The 18531-nt window shown below is 68.0% G+C and carries 13 protein-coding genes and 1 riboswitch; of the genes, 4 read left to right on the top strand and 9 right to left on the bottom strand.

Going from position 1 to position 18531, the window contains the following annotated elements:
• Window positions 1-34 precede the first annotated feature (34 nt).
• Entirely contained in the window at window positions 35-298 is a 264-nt protein-coding gene (locus ACHWVH_RS16700; protein WP_295919788.1) for a DUF6434 domain-containing protein, read from the top strand.
• A gap of 244 nt (window positions 299-542) precedes the next feature.
• On the opposite strand, the gene ACHWVH_RS16695 is transcribed toward ACHWVH_RS16700, so the two are convergent.
• Entirely contained in the window at window positions 543-1082 is a 540-nt protein-coding gene (locus ACHWVH_RS16695) for a hypothetical protein (RefSeq protein WP_148829579.1), read from the bottom strand.
• Between the two features lie 257 nt (window positions 1083-1339).
• On the opposite strand from ACHWVH_RS16695, the gene ACHWVH_RS16690 reads away from it, so the two are divergent.
• The gene (locus ACHWVH_RS16690) at window positions 1340-3367 is read left to right on the top strand and encodes a sodium-translocating pyrophosphatase (RefSeq protein ID WP_017910504.1); all 2028 of its coding nucleotides are present in this window, start codon (window positions 1340-1342) and stop codon (window positions 3365-3367) included.
• Window positions 3368-3423: 56 nt separating this feature from the next.
• Here ACHWVH_RS16690 and ACHWVH_RS16685 read toward each other — a convergent pair whose 3' ends face one another.
• Entirely contained in the window at window positions 3424-3912 is a 489-nt protein-coding gene (locus ACHWVH_RS16685; protein ID WP_295928270.1) for a hypothetical protein, read from the bottom strand.
• 198 nt (window positions 3913-4110) lie between these two features.
• Here ACHWVH_RS16685 and ppa point away from each other — a divergent pair, with 198 nt between their 5' ends.
• Window positions 4111-4644 carry an inorganic diphosphatase gene (gene ppa, locus ACHWVH_RS16680; RefSeq protein WP_017917485.1) on the top strand — a complete coding sequence of 178 codons (534 nt, stop codon included), beginning with the start codon at window positions 4111-4113 and terminating at the stop codon, window positions 4642-4644.
• Between the two features lie 158 nt (window positions 4645-4802).
• A complete protein-coding gene (locus ACHWVH_RS16675) occupies window positions 4803-5918 on the top strand; it encodes an HDOD domain-containing protein (RefSeq protein WP_017910507.1) in 1116 nt (371 codons plus the stop codon).
• A gap of 97 nt (window positions 5919-6015) precedes the next feature.
• On the opposite strand, the gene ACHWVH_RS16670 is transcribed toward ACHWVH_RS16675, so the two are convergent.
• The 7 genes from ACHWVH_RS16670 to ACHWVH_RS16640 form a co-directional block, all read right to left on the bottom strand.
• Window positions 6016-6891, bottom strand: a complete 876-nt coding sequence (locus tag ACHWVH_RS16670) for a hypothetical protein (RefSeq protein WP_394687579.1) — start codon at window positions 6889-6891, stop codon at window positions 6016-6018.
• 66 nt (window positions 6892-6957) lie between these two features.
• Complete coding sequence (locus tag ACHWVH_RS16665; RefSeq protein ID WP_295945469.1) at window positions 6958-9813, bottom strand: TonB-dependent receptor; 2856 nt, start codon at window positions 9811-9813, stop codon at window positions 6958-6960.
• A gap of 49 nt (window positions 9814-9862) precedes the next feature.
• Window positions 9863-10759, bottom strand: a complete 897-nt coding sequence (locus ACHWVH_RS16660) for a helix-turn-helix transcriptional regulator (protein ID WP_026144680.1) — start codon at window positions 10757-10759, stop codon at window positions 9863-9865.
• Window positions 10760-10879: 120 nt separating this feature from the next.
• Window positions 10880-13195 carry a winged helix-turn-helix domain-containing protein gene (locus tag ACHWVH_RS16655; protein ID WP_394687578.1) on the bottom strand — a complete coding sequence of 772 codons (2316 nt, stop codon included), beginning with the start codon at window positions 13193-13195 and terminating at the stop codon, window positions 10880-10882.
• A 266-nt stretch (window positions 13196-13461) separates the two neighbouring features.
• A complete protein-coding gene (locus tag ACHWVH_RS16650) occupies window positions 13462-14127 on the bottom strand; it encodes an ion channel (protein ID WP_017910513.1) in 666 nt (221 codons plus the stop codon).
• Window positions 14128-14276: 149 nt separating this feature from the next.
• Window positions 14277-16154, bottom strand: a complete 1878-nt coding sequence (thiC, locus tag ACHWVH_RS16645; RefSeq protein ID WP_152180989.1) for a phosphomethylpyrimidine synthase ThiC — start codon at window positions 16152-16154, stop codon at window positions 14277-14279.
• Window positions 16155-16265: 111 nt separating this feature from the next.
• Window positions 16266-16366, bottom strand: a riboswitch (TPP riboswitch).
• Window positions 16367-16577: 211 nt separating this feature from the next.
• The gene (locus ACHWVH_RS16640; RefSeq protein ID WP_295928276.1) at window positions 16578-18434 is read right to left on the bottom strand and encodes a methyl-accepting chemotaxis protein; all 1857 of its coding nucleotides are present in this window, start codon (window positions 18432-18434) and stop codon (window positions 16578-16580) included.
• Window positions 18435-18531 lie beyond the last annotated feature (97 nt).

Raw genomic sequence — 18531 nt, 5'->3', positions numbered from 1 at the left:
TGCCTGCAGCTTGAGAGAAGACGAAGCCACCAGGATGCGCGACACGCACGAAGACCCAAGCAGCGCGTGCGGCCACGTGCGCTTCGATTGGCACAGCGACCCCATCACGCGTGCGACGCCGGTGGACGAGCACTATCGCAACACGCAGAACGTGCGCCGCTTCCTCGTGACCATGTGCGGCGACGGCTTCGCGTTCGACCGCGCGTTCATGGCCTGGATCAGGAATGGCGTCGCCAAGACCATGGGCGACGTCGCCGACGAATGGCGGCGACGGCACACCAGCAACGTGCCGACCTGAGGCTCCGCGCGCGCCGCATGCGACGGATCGGCGACGGTCAAGAAGTGCGACAGCAACGCAAAGCGCAAAGCCGCCAAGCCTGTCCTGGATCCTGCTTTACGCAGGCATCGAGGGATCGCATGCGCCGTGCCTGTGCGGCCTCACGACAGCCACGTTACCGTGGCGCATACGCAGCGCCGGTCGCGGCCGCCCTGCCTGCGCGATGCAGGGCGTGACGGCCGAGGCGGCTCGGCAATCCTCCCGCTCAGCGGCAGGCCTTGCCTTCCACCGTCATCTGCGCGGTGAACTGCGGCACCTGCGGGACCTTGCCGGCGGCCGCCTGCTGCTTGGCCTCTTCCAGATAGATCCGCGACTGGCCCTGACCATCGCGCTCGGTGTTCAGCGCCACCGGCTTGCGCCACACCCGCACCACCGCCTGCTGCGACGGACAGGCGGCGCTGGGCACGCGGATCAGATCGTTGAACTTCCAACCGGTGGCCTCGCTGGGCTTGGCCTGGTCGAACTCGACCAACCTGGCGCGCGGCTGGCAGGTCGGGCTGCTGCGCACCGCGGAGAAGCGGTAGGGCTGCGCCGCATCGCCGGTGTACTCGCCCTCGAAGCGCACGCAGGCCTCGGGGATCTGGCGGATGGTATGCACCACGCCCACCGCCTGCGGCGCGCTGGCCGGGCGCTGCAGTTCCGGGGTCGGGTCGGCGGCTGCAGCGGCCAGCGGCGCCAGCGCACACAGGCCGAGGGCCAGGATCGAGGCGCGTGCGCGCAGCCTTGGGGAAATCGTCGATTGCATCGGAGGGCTCCTGGGAAGCGATGCGCCACGCTGCCACGCACAGACTGAACCGCACGCCAAAAGTGAGACGCCCTGCCTGGTCGCTGGCGGCATCACGGAGGCAGGCGCATACTCGCCCACGTTCAGGCCAGATGACATTGCGATACGCACCAGCGGCGCGCGTTGTGGCCGCGGAGTCGTTGCATGCTTCAGCTCCTACGGTGTGATCCCCCGGTATGTCCAGCGCTTGGGCGCCATCCACATCCTTGGGAGGGGTCATGCTGGAACGATATGCGGTCACCGTGGCACTGGCGTGCGCGGCTCTGGCGGTGCTCTACGGCATCGTCTCCACGCGCTGGATCCTGGCGCAGCCCGCCGGCAACGAACGCATGCGGCAGATCGCCGATGCGATCCAGGAAGGCGCCCGCGCCTACCTCAACCGCCAGTACCTGACCATCGCCATCGCCGGCGCGGTCCTGCTGGTGCTGGTCGGGGTGTTCCTGAGCTGGTACACCGCCGGCGGCTTCGCGATCGGCGCGGTGCTGTCCGGGGTCGCCGGCTACATCGGCATGAACCTGTCGGTACGCGCCAACGTGCGTACCGCCGAAGCGGCGCGGCGCGGGCTGGCGCCGGCGATGGCGGTCGCGTTCCGCGGCGGCGCGATCACCGGCATGCTGGTGGTCGGGCTGGGCCTGATCGGCGTGGCCGGCTACTACGGCCTGCTGCAATGGCTGGGACACAGCGTGGGCGACAGCCTGCATGCGCTGGTCGGCCTGGCCTTCGGCAGTTCGCTGATCTCGATCTTCGCGCGCCTGGGCGGTGGCATCTTCACCAAGGGCGCCGACGTCGGCGCGGACCTGGTCGGCAAGGTCGAGGCCGGCATCCCCGAGGACGATCCGCGCAACCCGGCGGTGATCGCCGACAACGTCGGCGACAACGTCGGCGACTGCGCCGGCATGGCCGCCGACCTGTTCGAGACCTACGCGGTCACGGTGATCGCGACGATGCTGCTGGGCGGGCTGATGGCCGCCGAGGCGGGGCGCAACGCGGTGCTGTATCCGCTGGTGCTGGGCGGGGTGTCGATCGTCGCCTCGATCGTCGGCACCTTCTTCGTGCGCGTGCGCCCGGGCGGCTCGATCATGGGCGCGCTGTACAAGGGCGTGGTGGTCTCGGCGGTGCTGGCGGCGCTGGCGTTCTGGCCGGTGACCCAGCAACTGATGGGCGACACCGCCGCCGGTGCCGGCAAGCTCTACGGCTGCGCGCTGATCGGCCTGGCGCTGACCGGGCTGATCGTGTGGATCACCGAGTACTACACCGGCACCCAGTACAAGCCGGTGCAGCACGTGGCGCAGGCCTCGACCACCGGCCATGGCACCAACATCATCGCCGGACTCGGCATCTCGATGAAGTCCACCGCGCTGCCGGTGATCGCGGTGTGCGCCGCGATCTGGGGCGCGTTCGCGTTGTCCGGCCTGTACGGCATCGCCATCGCCGCCACCGCGATGCTGTCGATGGCCGGCATGATCGTGGCGCTGGACGCGTACGGCCCGATCACCGACAACGCCGGCGGCATCGCCGAAATGGCGGAACTGCCGCCGGAGGTGCGTGCGGTCACCGATCCGCTGGATGCGGTCGGCAACACCACCAAGGCCGTGACCAAGGGTTATGCGATCGGCTCGGCGGCGCTGGCGGCGCTGGTGCTGTTCGCCGACTACACCCACAACCTGCGCGCCGCGCACCCCACCGAAACCTTCGCCTTCGACCTGTCCGACCACACGGTGATCATCGGCCTGCTGATCGGCGGCCTGATTCCCTACCTGTTCGGCGCGATGGCGATGGAAGCGGTCGGCCGCGCCGCCGGTGCGGTGGTGGAGGAAGTGCGGCGGCAGTTCCGCGAGATCGCCGGCATCATGCAGGGCACCGGCAAGCCGCAGTACGACCGCGCGGTGGACATGCTGACCCGCTCGGCGATCCGCGAAATGATCGTGCCCTCGCTGCTGCCGGTGGCGGTGCCGATCGTGGTCGGCCTGTTGCTGGGCCCGCGCGCGCTCGGCGGCCTGCTGATCGGCACCATCGTCACCGGGCTGTTCGTGGCCATCTCCATGACCACCGGCGGCGGCGCCTGGGACAACGCCAAGAAGTACATCGAGGACGGCCATTTCGGCGGCAAGGGCAGCGAGGCGCACAAGGCCGCGGTGACCGGCGACACCGTCGGCGACCCGTACAAGGACACCGCCGGCCCGGCGATCAATCCGCTGATCAAGATCATCAACATCGTGGCGTTGCTGCTGGTGCCGCTGCTGTAGCCACACGCGCAGCAGGCGTCGGCGACATGCCGGCGCCTGCTGCGCGTCCTCTGCCGCTACAGGCAATCGATCAGGCCGTCGTTGATGCTGTGCTCGCTGCGCGGCAGCGGCGCGAACAGCGGCCGCTCACCCGACAGCGCCGCATACAGCGCGTGCAGCCGGGTCTGCGGCTGCAGCGGGGTCCGGCAATGCCACAGCCGCGCATCGACCACGACCCGGCCGGTGTCCGCATCGATACTGGCCTCGCTGGCGCCGAAGCTCCAGATGCACTCCCCGATCACCCCGTCGCGCTGGCGCACCGAGCAGCGATAGCGCAGCGGCCGGTAGTCGCTGTAGTCGCCTTCGCAGAAGGTGTCGCCGCAGAGCTGGTCGAAGTCGTGCGCCAACCGTCGCTCTAGGTCGGCGAACGCCTCCCAGCCCTCGCCCGGGGCGGGATAGTCCATCGCATCCACGTAGGCCGGTTGCGCCTGCTGCGCCTGCGCACCGCCGCAGGCCAGGACCAGCACCGCCAGCAGCGGCAGCATCGATTGCCGGATTCCGTTCATCGTCTTGCTCCTCGGGTGGGGACAGTGGCCACAGGGTCGCCGCCGCCCGATTCCGGCACCATCGGAATGCGCCCCATGCGGGCCGGTATGGAGTCCGAAACCGCTGTAGGAATCCTCCGAACCGCCGTGCGCTGCATTGCAACAGCCAACCGACTAGAATGCCTGCCTCTTTAGAAGCCACTCCACTGGAGCTAGCGCATGGGTCTGGAACTGGTCACCTCCGGCAAGAACCTGCCGGAAGAAATCAACGTCGTCATCGAAATCCCGAAGGATTCCGAGCCGGTCAAGTACGAAGTGGACAAGGCCAGCGGCGCCATCTTCGTCGACCGCATCCTCTCCACCCCCATGCGCTACCCGTGCAACTACGGCTACGTGCCCAACACCCTGTGCGGCGACGGCGATCCGGCCGACGTGCTGGTGGTGCTGCCGCTGCCGCTGGTGCCCGGCTGCGTGGTGCGCTGCCGCCCGGTCGGCGTGCTGAAGATGAGCGACGAGGCCGGCAGCGACGAGAAGATCCTGGCGGTGCCGGTGGCCAAGGTGTTCCAGGGCTATGCGCACATCGAGGACATCACCCAGGTATCCGGCCACTGGATGGAGCGCATCGGCCACTTCTTCGAGCACTACAAGGACCTGGAGAAGGGCAAGTGGGTCAAGCTCGACGGCTGGGGCAACGCCGAGGAAGCCAAGCGCATCCTGCGCGAGTCCGTGACCCGCTTCGAAGCCGGCGCCTGAGCCGCCGCCACGGCGGGGCGCCGCCGCCCCGCCGTGGCTGATCCGTTTCACGTTTTGCCGTTGCCGGGGCGCCGCCCTTCGGGGTTTGCGGTACATTGCGCCATGGCATCACCGAGCCCGGTCCGTCCGCGATCCGGCTCTTCTTGGGGGACAGTCTCTTGCGCATCCTGTTCGTCGGCGACGAAGCCAGCCTTCCGTCCGAAGTCACTGAATACATTCGCGATCTTGGCGACGACTGGCAGGTCCAGAGCGTTGCCGACGGCAATGCCGCGATCGCCGCGGCGGCCACGGTGCGCCTGGATGCGGTGATCGCCGCGCCGACGCTGCCGGACCTGACCACCGCCACCCTGCTCGGCCAGATCCGCACGCTGAGCCCGGAAACCATCCGCATCGCGCTGATCGAGGCCGAACAGAGCAATCGCGCGCCGCCGGCGCGGATCATCGGCGTGGCCCACCGGTTCCTGCCGCTGCCGCTGTCCCCGGAAATGCTGCTGGAGGCGGTCACCAGCCTGGAGGAACTGCAGGAACTGCTGGGCAACCCGCGCCTGCGTTCCAGCATCGGCCGCATCGAGAAGCTGCCTTCGCCGCCGCATCTGTACCTGAGCCTGATGCATGCGCTGGAGCAGGACGAGGGCAGCAACGCCGCCGACCTGGCCAAGCTGGTCTCGGCCGACCCGGCGATCGCGGCCAAGGTGCTGCAGCTGTGCAATTCGGCGTTCTTCTCCAACGGCCGCACCATTTCCGACCTGCGCACCGCCGTGACCCGGCTCGGCACCGCCACCCTGCGCGACCTGGTCCTGGCCAGCGAAGTGTTCTCGGTGCAGGCGCTGTCCAACGCCGAGCGCAACGCGCTGCAGCAGCGCTCGCTGCTGGCGTCCAAGCTGGCCGCGAAGATGCTGCCGGCCTCCAGCGTGGAACTGGGTTCGACCGCGGCGCTGCTGGCCGACATCGGCCTGCTGCTGCCGGGCGTGCGCGACGAGCGCGAGCCGCCCACCGATGCCAACGACACCCGGCCGGGCCACGCCGAAGCCGGTGCCTACCTGCTGGGCCTGTGGGGCCTGCCGATGCCGATCATCGAGGCGGTGGCCTTCCATCGCCAGCCGCAGCGTTCCAGTACCCGCAGCTTCTGGGTCACCGGCGCGGTGCACGTGGCGATGGCGCTGGCCAGCGGCTCGGAGGTCGACGAGGAGTACCTCTCCAAGACCGGCATGCTCAACAAGCTGCCGAGCTGGCGCGAGCATGCCGAGAACCTGATGGGGCTGACCTCGGCGTAGGAATCATCATCCTATGCACGAAAAATTTGATCTCCGCGGAAAATAAACGCAAAAAAAACGGGCCACAAGGCCCGTCTTTTTTAACAGGGGACAAGACTTACTGCGTCCTATACTGAACGAGGCAAACTTGCTGCACGCCGGATCCGCTGCAACTGATGGCGCGAACCGAGCCACCTTGGGAGCCGACGACTTTGATTGTGGCGCCTAAACTTTGCATGTGCTCGGCCATGCGGTTCAAATTTTCACCACCATAATCCGTCCAATCCCCCTGAACCTCCTGGATATCACTGGGAATAAGCTGCCCAGCGCCGGTACGCGCACTACCGGACTCCGTATTTCCATTCTGATTTTCAAGATTGACAATGATTGTCACATAAGACCCATCCTTGAAAACCACCTTGTACATTATCCGCGCCTGATCACGCAGCCCGGTGTAGTTGGATGCCAACTGCAACAAATCGGTCATTGCCGTAAGGACATTGGCGCCAACGACTGAAGATATAACATTTACATTACCGGTCGCCGATTCGATCATCGCCCTCAAATTAGCGTCCCGAACGAATTCGTATGCGGTCTTGCTAGCAGCATCGGGGTTAAGTCCAAGCATGCTGACCGGAACATTGTAAGTAGGGCGTATTGTTCCACCACCGCTAACATAAAGTTCGTGAGCACGTCTCACTTCCTCGGAAGCACCCGGCGGCGGCGTCTGTTTACGAACGACCGGATTCGCCGCAGTTGTCGTGCGGAGCGGAACTCCACCACCGCCGCCACCAGATCCCACGTACCACTGCTGGATCTTGTTTCCACTCACGCTGTACACAATGTGCGTACCCGTGCCGCGATTTACGGCTTCTGCGCGAAAATCCCCATCATCCTGACAGCTTTCACATCGAATCGCAGCAGCTTCGGCCGAAGGACCGTAGAACGTTCCAGCACCAACAGCAACCACGCCAATCAGAAAATGTCTAATCACGATAAAATCCTTTTTTAAGAAAAAAGCATGGCGGGCCTTGGCCCGCCATGCGCTAGTTCAATCAAATCAGAAGCGCTGGGTGTACTTCATGTACACGTAGCGACCGATGTCGAAGCCGCCGTAGTAGGCGAAGCTGCTGTTCGGCGCCGAGTACATCAGCGGGCCGCGGTGGTCGAACACGTTGTTCGCACCGATGGCGATCGTCGCGTCCCACGGCGCCTTCCAGTTGACCTGCAGGTCGTGGAAGGTGTTGGAACCGGTGTGACGCAGCGGATCGGCTTCGCCATTGGCAAAGTGGTCCGGCGCATCGCAGTAGTCAGCGGCGCGCGAGATGCACTTTTCCTTCATGCCGGAGTAGTAGCGCAGGGTGTAGTTCACACCGAAGTCGCCCATCGTCCAGTTCACGCCCAGGTTGGAACGCACGCGGAAGATGCCCGGAGTACCGACACTGCCGATGGTGATGTTGTCGCCCGCGGCGTTCTGGCCGGCTTCGTCGTACTTGCTGACGTAGCTGGTCTGCCAGTCGATCATGATCTTGCCGAACGCCATTTCCGGCAGACGGTAACGGATGCCCAGATCGTAGCCTTCGGTCTCCATCTGGCCGAGGTTGGCCACACCGTAGGTCATCGCCGAGATGTGGCCGTCGGCGGCGCGGGTCACGCCGGCGCAGCGCTCGGCATTGCCCAGCACGTAGCAGTCGCGCAGGATGCGGTCGACGCTATCGGCGATGATCATGTCCTTGATCTCGTAGCGGTACCAATCCAGCGAGATGTCCAGGCCCTGCACCCAGCGCGGGCTCCACACCAGACCGGCGGTCTTGCTGGTGGAGGTCTCCGGACGCAGGTTCGGGTTGGAGCCGCTGATGAACTCGTCCGGGGTCTGGCAAGGAAGGGTCGAACACGGCACGTAGCCCTGGCCCAGCTGGGTGTAGCCGACCGGCACGCCGGCCGCGCTGCACGCCGCATTGCCGTTGACGCTGTTCGGCGCACCCACGCCGCACGGATCGATGTACGACTCGAAGCTGCTGTTCAGGCCGCCGTACAGATCGCTGATCGTCGGGGCGCGGAAGCCCTCGGCGTAGGTGCCACGGACCAGCAACTCGTCGATCGGCTTCCAGGTGAAGCCGAACTTGGAGTTCACCGTGTCGCCGAAGTTGCTGTAGTCGGAGTAGCGACTGGCCAGGTTCAGGGTCAGCTGCTTGGCGAACGCCATGTCGGCCAGGATCGGCACGTTCAACTCGAGGTAGAACTCGTCCAGATCGTAGTTGCCGGAGGTGGTCTTGGCGCCCAGGCCGGTGCTCTCACCCGACTGCGCGAAGGCGTCCGGCGAGAAGCGGCCTTCTTCCTTGCGGTGCTCGTAGCCGACCGCGATGCCGAGGTCGCCTGCCGGCAACGTCGCCAGGGTACCGCTCAGGTTGGCGGTGTAGCTGGTGGTCTTGGTCAGGCCGGTATCGGTGAAGTACGGGAACAGGAACGCCTGGGTGTCCGCATCGGCCAGCGAACCCGGGCCAGCCACGCCGTACGGCAGCAGCGGGTTCCACGGGCGGCAGGCGCTCAGCGACACCGGCGCGGCGGCGGTACCGCACTGGGCGACGCCATTGGCGTTGATGAAGGACGAACCCAGCGCCTGGCGCGCCGCGATCAGGCTCATGTCGCCGTGACCGGTCTTGGTGCTCTCGTTGCGGTTCCACAGCGCACCGACGTCCCAGTCCCAGCTCTTGTCGGCGAACTCGAAGGAGCCGCTGATGGTCGGCGCGAAGCGCGTGGTCTTCAGCTTGCTCTCGGTGGTACGCGGCACTTCCCAGAGGCGGCGGCGGAAGTCGATGTCCTGGCCGATCGGGTTGAACGCGCTGTCGCCGGCCAGCGGGGTGCCGAACGCGGCGGACTGGTACGGATAGCCGGCGATCTGCTGATCGGTGGTGCGCTCGTTGTAGAGCACGTCGGCGTTGAAGACGATGGAGTCGGTCAGGTCGTAGTTGGCGTTGGCGAACACCGACTTACGCTCGATGCCGGTCTGCACCATCATCTGCTGGTTGGAGTTGGCGCGCTCGGCCGCCGTCAGCGGGTGGTAGTCGGCCGGATTGTTCGGGTTGCCGCCCTGGTTCAGCGTCTGCCACACAGCGACTTCCGGATCCGAGCAATCCACGGTCAGCGGGTTGCACCAGCTGCCGTTCTGGCTGATCGGACTCCAGCCGCTCGGCGTCGAGTTCGGGCCACGGCTGCCGTCGCGGCTGAACCAACGGTTCTTGGCGAACACCGGATCCTGCTTGGAATACTCGGCGGTCAGCGCCACGCCACCGCGCTCGCCCTGGGTGCCGATGGTGAAGGAGTACTGCGAGGTCTTGCCGTCGCCTTCGCCGAACTGGCCGAACTCGGCCGAGACTTCGGCGCCGTCGAAGCGCTTGCGGGTGATGACGTTGACCACGCCGGCAATGGCGTCGGAGCCGTAGATCGACGAGGCGCCGTCCTTCAGCACTTCGATGCGCTCGATCGCCGCCATCGGCACCTGGCTCAGGTCCTGCAGGCCGGAGGTGGTCGCGCCTAGGCGCTTGCCGTTCAACAGCACCAGGGTACGCTCGGCACCGAGGTTGCGCAGGTCGACGTAGTAACCGCCGACGTTTTCGCCGGACGCAAGCGCGTCGGCGCGCGAGATCGCCGGCGAGCCGGCCGAGGTCAGGTTCTGCAGCACGTCGGCGACCGAGGTGTAGCCCTGGCGCTCCAGCGCCTGGCGGTCCAGGGTCAGGATCGGCTGCTGGGTTTCGACGTCGGCGCTGCGGATGCGCGAACCGGTGATTTCGATCCGGTCCAGCGTGGTGGTGGACGAGGCGGCGGCTTCTTGCGCGCCGGCAATCGCCGGCGTCAACGCGATCGCGATGCTGGCGGGCAGCAAGCCCAGCCGCACTGCGGGAGTGCGAAGGTTCATCAATCTCTCCAGGGTAACGTTAGGGGCGTGTTAAGACGCCCTCGGCACGTTACGTTCCGGTGAGCGCGGCTGCTTTGCCGCTGTCGCCTGCAGACTTTGCCGATTCTGGCGGCACGGTGCTGCCATGGCGATATTGCGAGGCGGAGACGCCGAAGCGAGCGCGGAACGCCCGCGCGAAGCTGCAGCAGTTGTCGAATCCGCTGGCGGCGGCCACCTCGCCGATCATCATCGTGGTGTCGCGCAACAGGTCCGCCGCGCGCTCCAGGCGCAGCCGCGCCGACAACGCCTGCGGGCTTTCCTCGTACAGGCTCTGGAACGTCTTGGACAGGTACCAGCCGGAGAAGTTGGTCAGCTCGGCCAGTTCGCTGATCCGCACCACGCGGTCGCGATGGCCGTCCAGATACAGCCGCGCACGCTGCATGCGCCCGAACACCTGGCGCTTGCGCATCCGCGAGCGCCCGGGACAGCGCTGCACGCGGCGCGACAACTCGCCCTGCATGGAGGCCAGATGCAGCAGCACCGGCCGCATCGCCAACGCATCGCCGGGCCGCGCCGCCGCCTGCCGCCACAGGCGCAAGGCGGTCCGCGTCTCGCGCAGCGACAACTCGCCGCGCCCCGCATACAAGGTCTCGTCGGCCATCCGGCCCAAGGCCTTCAGCGCCTCGCCATCCAGGCTCAGACCGATGCACAGCCCGTCGCGGTCGGTCTGCAGCATCGGCCGCGAGTCGCGTTCGAAGGCCAGCCACTGGCCGCGGCGCAGGGCGAAACGCCCCTCCTTGGCCTCGATCCAGGCGCTGCCACGCAACTGCAGCCAGACCGTGAAGGCATTCGCCGAGGCCTGCACGCTGGCCAGGCGCGCCGCGCCCAGGCAGGCCGGACCCGCCGGCGCGTCGTCGGCGTCCAGCACCAGTTGTTGTCCATGATCGACCAGGAAAGATTGCCGCATCCGAGCACCTGCTTGACGTAAACCGGTGCGCAGTCTTTGCCGAATGTGGCGGCAGGTCAGGACGTCCTGGCGATAGTTGTCCGAAATCGCCACGACGCCCTTACGAACAACTTACGAAGCCTATTTTTCCTTCCGGATCAGCCAGTTGTGCGAGATGGTCGAGAACCATTCCGGCTGCTCGTGCACGCGCATGAAGCCGATCTCGCTGCCATCCTCGACCGCCAGTGCCACATAGGCGTCGCCACTGCGCGGATCGATGCTGAAGCCGTTGACCGCACTGAAGTGGTCGCGGTCCAGGCACACGCTTGCAGCGAGGCCACCGTCGATCCGCGCCATGCGGCTGGCGCATTCGCCGGTCTGGAACAGGTAATGCACCGCACCCTCGGGGCCCAGCGCCCAGCTGCGGTAGCGCCACAGCGATGGCAGACTGTCGTCCACGACACGCACGCTGGCCAAGTCCAGGCTGGCATCGACGCGCCACAGGCCGCTGCGCGCGAGCCGGGTGAACAGGATCTCCCCAGTGGCGGGATCAGCGCGGACCTGGGAAACATCCGGCAAGGTCGCCAAGGGCCGCCAGGGCACCGCGCGCCGGTCGTACAACTGCAGGCGGGTGCGGCCGTTCTCGCCCAGCAGGATCAGCAGTTGACCAGGTTCGGCGGTGTACAACGCCTGCAGCGGCTCGCCGGCCGGCACCGGCAAGGCCGCCACACTGCCGGATTGCGGCCGGACCTCATAGATCGCCGAATGCCCCTGCGCATCGCGACCGCTGACCAGCAGCGCCTGGCTGTCGGCCGACCACGCCAGGGGCTGCCGGGTCTCCGGCCGCACGCCCTCGATCAGCCGCAACGAGGTCGGCTGGCGCACATCGCCCCACCACAGCGCGTAGCTGCCGTCGCGATCGGAGGTGAAGGCGAGTTGGCGCCCGTCGGGCGCGATGCTCGGCTGGCCGTCGCGGCCGGTGGACGCGAACAGCCGCTGGCGCTCGCGCGACACATCCGCCGCTCCCGACCGGATGCGGTACACGGCGAACTGCGGACGCCGGTGCACGAACGCCAGGCTGCCGCCGTCGCGCGCCAGCCGCGGCGCCTGCGCATCGCTCAATCCCAGGTCGCGCAGGCGCCGGGTCTGCGTGTCCAGCCGGTACAGCCGGGTCTCGCCATCGACGCGGCGCCCGAACACGATGCCCTGCCCGTCGCGCGCCCAGTCCCAGCCGCGGATCTCGGCGAATTCGTGGGTCAACGGCTCGGCGGTGCCGCCGGCCGCCGGCATCCGCCACAGCCCGCCCATCTGCGGATTACGCACGAAGGCGATCCATTTGCCGTCCGGCGAGTAACGCGGCGCGTAATCGAAATCGCCGGCGGCGACCGGATAATCCAGCGCCGTCCAGCGCCCGCTGCCCAGATCCAGCACGCGGATGCCGCGCGCCGGCTGACGCCCGTTCATGCTGCCGAACACCAGGCCACGGCCATCCGGCGTCCAGTCGAAGCTGAGCAATTCGCTGTCGTCGCAACGCGCGACCTCGCGCGCGGGCGTGCGCCCGTCGGCCTGCACCAGCATCACCCGGCACTGGCGGTCGGCACCGAGTCGGGCGAAGGCGATGTGCGTGCCGTCGGGCGACCAGGCGGGCAGGCGGTCGGAGGCGCCGCGGGCCGGGACGCCCAGCGAGCGCGGGGGCGTACTGCCGGCGGCGCCGCTGGTCGGCTGGATGAGCAACTGGGTGCCGTCGCTGCCGGTGGCGCGTGCGGCATAGGCCACCTGCGCGCCATCCGGAGACAGCGCCGGCTCCAGCTTGAACCCGGACATGGCGGTGATCAGCCGGTACGGCCGCTTGGGGCTGCCCAGCACGCGTTCCTGCTCGGCACTGTCGGCGGGCACGGCTTCGGGGCGCGCGAACCACCACCAGCAGGCCAGCGCCAGCACCAGCATCGACGCCGCACCGGCGGCGGCGGCGAGCCATGACGGCGCGCGCCGCCGCGCCGCGAGGGCGATGGCCGGAACACGCGCCGCAGCCGTCTCCGCGGCGGCGTCCGTGTCCAGCGATGGAGCCGCCGCCGCACCCGCCTCGGCCTCGACATCCGGCAAGGCCTGTATCGGTGCCACCAGGCGGTAGCCGGTCTTGGCCAGGGTCTCGATGTACACCGGCGCCTCGCCGCGAACGCCGGCCGCGAACGCCTTGCGCAACTGGGTGATGGCCTGCGTCACCACATCGTTGGTCGGTTGCGTGTCCGGCCAGACCTGCGCCAACAGCGCCTCGCGCTCCACCACCTGGCCCGGTTGCGCCAGCAACACCCGCAGCACACCCATCGCCTTGGGCGTGAGCCGTTGCGGCCGGCGCGCGCGCGGCGCATGCACTTCCCGCAAGGACAGCAGCACCAGACAATCGCCGACCTGCATCCGTTGCGGAAGCGTCGATGTGGCGGACGATGAAGAAGACATGGTGTTGGACAACGAGGAAAACGCCGTGACGGAAGTGTCGCAGATGCGGCGGCGACGCAGCCACGTGCGGCTCGCAGCGAGAGCCAACGAGCAAACTCGGCAAAGCGAGGCAGCGGATGCCGCCAAGCACTGCATGTCACTGGATTCTACTCTAGTCATCGCCGCCGCTAGCCGCGACGACGCATTCAGGCTCTCTCTCCGCCGACGAAATTCACATAATCGCTCCATGACTGCGCGCCCCTGGGCGCGCTTTTTTTACGCGACGTTCACGTCTTCATGTGGCGTGTGACGCTGAGCCCAATCAGTCGCGATACCACCAGGGCGATGTACATCACGCCGGCGAACTGTTCGATCATCACCAGCGCGCGGGCGAACGGCTGCACCGGCACGACATCGCTCAGGCCCACGCCCGAGAGCACGCTGAAGCTCAGATACAGCAATTCCATCCAGGTCCGCGGCGAGGCCGCGTCCACGGCCGCGGTGAAGCTGCCCGGCAGCCATTGCTGGCACACCGCGAAGACGAACGCGAAGGCCCAGGCCAGCAGCGTGAAGGTGGCGCCGGCCGCATAGAGCTCGTCGCGGGTGACCACGTGGTCCTGCAGCATGTAGGCGATCAGGCTGCCGGCGGTATAGAAGTACAGCAGGCTTTCCAGCAACTGCGCCCAGGCGGTCATCGCCGGGTTGCCGAGCAGCGCCGCGGCGATCGACAGCGCCACCGACGGCAGCGCCAGGCAACAGGCGATCCATAGCGCCGAGGGTCCGCGGTTGACCACCCACAACGCCAGCGCCAGCACCACGATGCCGAAGGCGCCGAACAGCGCGCGCCCGGCCGCGGTGTCCTCCATCCAGGGATACAGCAGCACGCCCAGCAGTTGCACCGCGAGCAACAGCGCGGACGGATGGCGACGCAGCGCGAACGCATAGCGCAGCATGAGACATTCCCTGTGGCGACCAGCGCGCATCATAGACGCGCGCGTGGATGACGCCGTCGTCATGATCGCGGCGCTCGCCGCACACCCACGCACGGCCAGGTCCATGTCGGCAGTGGCGGCGGCGCCCTGCGGCGCCGACCGCCGTGCGCTCACTCGGCGCGGTACACCTGCGCGCCAGCCGCCAGGAACTGCGCCGACTTCTCGGCCATGCCGGCCTGCAGCGCCGCTTCCGCGTCGACCCCGTGCTCGGCGGCGTAGTCGCGCACGTCCTGGGTGATCTTCATCGAACAGAAGTGCGGTCCGCACATCGAACAGAAATGCGCCAGCTTGTGCGCGTCCTTGGGCAGGGTCTCGTCGTGGAACTCTCGCGCCTTCTCCGGATCCAGGCCGAGATGGAACTGGTCGTCCCAGCGGAACTCGAAGCGCGCCTTGGACAAGGCGTTGTCGCGCACCTGCGCGCCGGGATGGCCCTTGGCAAGGTCCGCGGCGTGCGCGGCGATCTTGTAGGCCATGATGCCGTCGCGCACGTCGGCGCGGTTGGGCAGGCCCAGATGCTCCTTCGGCGTGACGTAGCACAGCATCGCGGTGCCGAACCAGCCGATCATCGCCGCACCGATCGCCGAGGTGATGTGGTCGTAGCCGGGCGCGATGTCGGTGGTCAGCGGCCCCAGCGTGTAGAACGGTGCCTCGCCGCACTCGCGCAGTTGCTTGTCCATGTTCTCCTTGATCAATTGCATCGGCACGTGGCCGGGGCCCTCGATCATGGTCTGCACGTCGTGCTTCCAGGCGAGCCTGGTCAGTTCGCCCAGCGTTTCCAGTTCGCCGAACTGGGCGGCGTCGTTGGCGTCGGCGATGCAACCCGGGCGCAAGCCGTCGCCCAGCGAAAAGGCCACGTCGTAGGCCTTCATGATCTCGCAGATGTCCTCGAAGTGGGTGTAGAGGAAGTTCTCGCGATGATGCGCCAGGCACCACTTGGCCAGGATCGAGCCGCCGCGCGAGACGATGCCGGTGACGCGCTTGGCGGTCAGCGGGACGTAGCGCAGCAGCACGCCGGCATGGATGGTGAAGTAGTCCACGCCCTGTTCGGCCTGCTCGATCAGGGTGTCGCGGAAGATTTCCCAGGTCAGTTCCTCGGCGCGGCCATCCACCTTCTCCAGCGCCTGGTAGATCGGCACGGTGCCGATCGGCACCGGCGAGTTGCGCACGATCCATTCGCGGGTCTCGTGGATGTGCTTGCCGGTGGACAGGTCCATCACCGTGTCCCCGCCCCAGCGGATCGCCCACACCAGTTTCTCCACTTCCTCGGCGATGCCGGAACTGACCGCGCTGTTGCCGATGTTGGCGTTGATCTTGGTCAGGAAGTTGCGGCCGATGATCATCGGCTCGCTTTCCGGATGGTTGATGTTGCACGGCAGGATGGCGCGTCCGCGGGCGATCTCGTCGCGCACGAACTCGGGCGTGATCTGCCGCGGGATGGCGGCACCGAACGCTTCGCCGGGATGCTGCGCGCGCAGTTGCGCATCGCGCAGATCCTGCAGGCGCTGGTTCTCCCGAATCGCCACGAACTCCATTTCCGGGGTGACGATGCCGCGCCGTGCGTAGTGCATCTGGGTGACGTTGGCGCCGTCGCGGGCGCGTCGCGGCAGACGCCTCGCCGGGAAGCGCACCGCCTGCAGGCGCGCATCGTCCTCGCGCGCGCGCCCGAACTGCGAACTGAGCCCGGCCAGCGCCACGCTGTCGCCGCGCTCGGCGATCCAGGCGGCGCGCAGCGGCGCCAGGCCGGCGCCGAGATCGATCCGCGCCTGCGGGTCGGTGTACGGCCCGGACGTGTCGTAGACGGTGATCGGGGCATTTTCCTCGCCGCCGAACACGGTGGGCGTGCGGGTCAGCGCGATCTCGCGCATCGGCACCTGCAGATCGGCGCGCGAGCCCTGCACGAAGATCTTGCGCGAACCGGGGATCGGGCGGGTCACCGCCGCGGACAAGGTGTCGGTCTGCTGCTGCAGCGGATTGGGTACGGCGTTCATCGGCGTTCGTCCTGGTTCAAGTGACCCGCAGGGGAAGCGGGACGGGTGCGAGCGGACTCGCATCTCGGACGAAGCGGCGGCGCGGGCCCGCCCCGGACGCGCACGCGCCCGCAGCGGACTTGCGAAGCTTCCCTACGCCGGTATCAACCGGATCAGGTTCGAAGGGACTGTCTCAACCGCGGCCTGCGCCGACGGTACCCCCGCTTCTGCGGCTATTAGACCCGTTTCCGCCGCTCGCCGCCAACCGATGCGGCTGAACGCCGGCACAGCCGCCGCGCGCATGTGTCAGCACCGCCACACGCGGCGGCGCCGACGACAAACCGCGGCCACGTGGCCGACCTAGCCTGCGCGCACAAGAATCAGAGCTCTCTCTCATCGCCGCCGGCACTGCCGGCGGCATTTTTTTCCAACGCGCGCGCCGGCTCATTCCAGCATGTAGGCCACGCGCAAGCCGCCCCAGTGGCGCCCGCGGACATGCACCGGCACCGACAGGTCGAACAGGATCTGCCCGGTATCGCGCCGATACACCTGCAGCAGATAGGGCTCGGTGTGGCGGCCGACATTGCGGCCGACCCGGTCGGCGAAGATGCGCTTGCTGCGGTTGCCGACCAGGTCGCGCGCGCGGTCGCCACTGAGCGGCTGGCTGAAGCGCAGATTGTGGGTCGGCACGTAACCGTCGACGTTCGCGCAGATCGCGAACACGATCCACGGATGCGCGGCCAGCAGCGGCTCCTGCAGCGGCGGCAACAGCTCGTCGCACAACGCATCGAATGCGGTGCGGTACTTGGGCGGGTCGATGCCGGGGATCGGCGCGTACTCGGTGGAGAACAGCGCCTCCTCGCCGATGCGCCCGCGCATCAGCGCTGCCTCCAAGGCCAGGCCGACGCTGACCGCAGCGGCCTGGGCCAGATCGCGCACGCGCGCATGCCGTGGCTGCCGCATCGGATCGGCGGGCAGCCGGAACAGATTCACGCAGTCGTGCAGGGTGTCGCTGCCCGCGGCCAGGTCGGCGCTGCGCTGCACCACCTGCGCGGCGTGCTGCAGATTGCTGCGGCTGAGCCCGACCACGTGCTCGATGGCACGGTCGATGCCGCCGATCTCTCCGCTCTGCGTGGCGATGCGGCCGGCCACCGCCTCCATCGCCGCACTGGCGCGGCCGAGCAACGCGCCGATGCCGCCCAGCACCTGCTCGGTGCGCTGCGCCGAGGCCGCACTGTCCTGCAGGGCGGTGCCGGTCTCGCCGATGATGCTGCGCACGTCGCGTGCCGCGGTGGCGGCGCGTTCGGCGAGTTGCCGGATTTCGGTGGCGACCACCGCGAAACCGCGCCCGGCCGGGCCGGCATGCACCGCTTCGATGCTGGCGTTGATCGAGAGGATGTTGGTCTGGAATGCGACCGCATCGATCACCTCGATGACCTGGTTGGCGCGTGCCGAACGCCGCGCCACCTCCTGCATCGCCTGGCCGAGGATGCGCGCCGCCTCCACACCCTGGCGGGCGCTGTCGTCTGCGCTGGCCGCCACCGCGATCACCGCGCGCAGGTCGCGGTCCATCTCGTGCAGGCTCTGCAGCAATTGCCGGGTGGTGGCGAGCACTGTCTGCAGCGCATCGAGCTGGGTCTGCGATTGCCGCGCCAGTTCGTCGTTCTCGGCGACCACGTGCGGCACGTCGGCGGCGATCTGCAGCGACAGCGCCACCGCCTGGCGGATCGCCTCGGCCAGGTTGCCGAAACCGGCCGACAGGCGCCGCCCCGGCATCGCCTCGGCCTCCTGCGCCGACAGCGGCGTGTGCAGCCCCAGATCCAGATCGCAGCCGGTCAGCCGCTCGCCGACCCGATCGAGCAGCGCCTGCGCCGCCACGCCTTCCTGGATCCGCTGCGCCACCGCCTGCAGCGCCGGGCTGATCGCGCCCTGCGCCTGGCCGGCACCGAGCAGGGCGACGTCGCGCAACAGGGCCGCGGTCTCCGGATGCGGCAGCGACAGCAGCCAGCCCTGGCCACCGCGGTCGCGGTCGCGCTGGTAGCGCACGCGGCGCGTGGGATCGGCTCCCGGCGCCTGCCAACAGCCTTCGGCGTCCACCAGTGCTGTCAGCGGCAGGCCCCAGATCGCCTCGCTGGTGGCGCCGAGCAAGGTCTCGGCCGGCATCCCCAGCAGGTCCAGGGCGGCGCGGTTGGCGGCGCTCACGCGACCATCGGACTCCAGCCGCAACAAGGCGATCGGGGCATCCGGCAAACCGGCAACGGGCGCGGCGTCGGCATCGGGACTGCGTGAGAACAAGGCCATCGGCGTCTCCCTCGGTGCTGCGGCCATGGTATCGGCTCCCACCGCGCCCTCGCAGCGACGGACGCCGCAACCGGGATCACCATCATGCCCGCGGCGT

The sequence above is a fragment of the uncultured Xanthomonas sp. genome, from assembly GCF_964278005.1.
GTDB classification, from domain to species: Bacteria; Pseudomonadota; Gammaproteobacteria; order Xanthomonadales; family Xanthomonadaceae; genus Xanthomonas_A; species Xanthomonas_A sontii.
Note: the sequence above shows the minus strand (reverse complement) of the source record. Positions and strands in the feature narration are given on the sequence as shown.

Coding starts and splice junctions, on each gene's coding strand:
- ACHWVH_RS16700 (WP_295919788.1), top strand. CDS start 35: ATGCGCGACACGCACGAAGACCCAAGCAGCGCGTGCGGCCACGTGCGC.
- ACHWVH_RS16695 (WP_148829579.1), bottom strand. CDS start 1,082: ATGCAATCGACGATTTCCCCAAGGCTGCGCGCACGCGCCTCGATCCTG.
- ACHWVH_RS16690 (WP_017910504.1), top strand. CDS start 1,340: ATGCTGGAACGATATGCGGTCACCGTGGCACTGGCGTGCGCGGCTCTG.
- ACHWVH_RS16685 (WP_295928270.1), bottom strand. CDS start 3,912: ATGAACGGAATCCGGCAATCGATGCTGCCGCTGCTGGCGGTGCTGGTC.
- ppa (WP_017917485.1), top strand. CDS start 4,111: ATGGGTCTGGAACTGGTCACCTCCGGCAAGAACCTGCCGGAAGAAATC.
- ACHWVH_RS16665 (WP_295945469.1), bottom strand. CDS start 9,813: ATGAACCTTCGCACTCCCGCAGTGCGGCTGGGCTTGCTGCCCGCCAGC.
- ACHWVH_RS16660 (WP_026144680.1), bottom strand. CDS start 10,759: ATGCGGCAATCTTTCCTGGTCGATCATGGACAACAACTGGTGCTGGAC.
- ACHWVH_RS16655 (WP_394687578.1), bottom strand. CDS start 13,195: ATGTCTTCTTCATCGTCCGCCACATCGACGCTTCCGCAACGGATGCAG.
- ACHWVH_RS16650 (WP_017910513.1), bottom strand. CDS start 14,127: ATGCTGCGCTATGCGTTCGCGCTGCGTCGCCATCCGTCCGCGCTGTTG.
- thiC (WP_152180989.1), bottom strand. CDS start 16,154: ATGAACGCCGTACCCAATCCGCTGCAGCAGCAGACCGACACCTTGTCC.
- ACHWVH_RS16640 (WP_295928276.1), bottom strand. CDS start 18,434: ATGGCCTTGTTCTCACGCAGTCCCGATGCCGACGCCGCGCCCGTTGCC.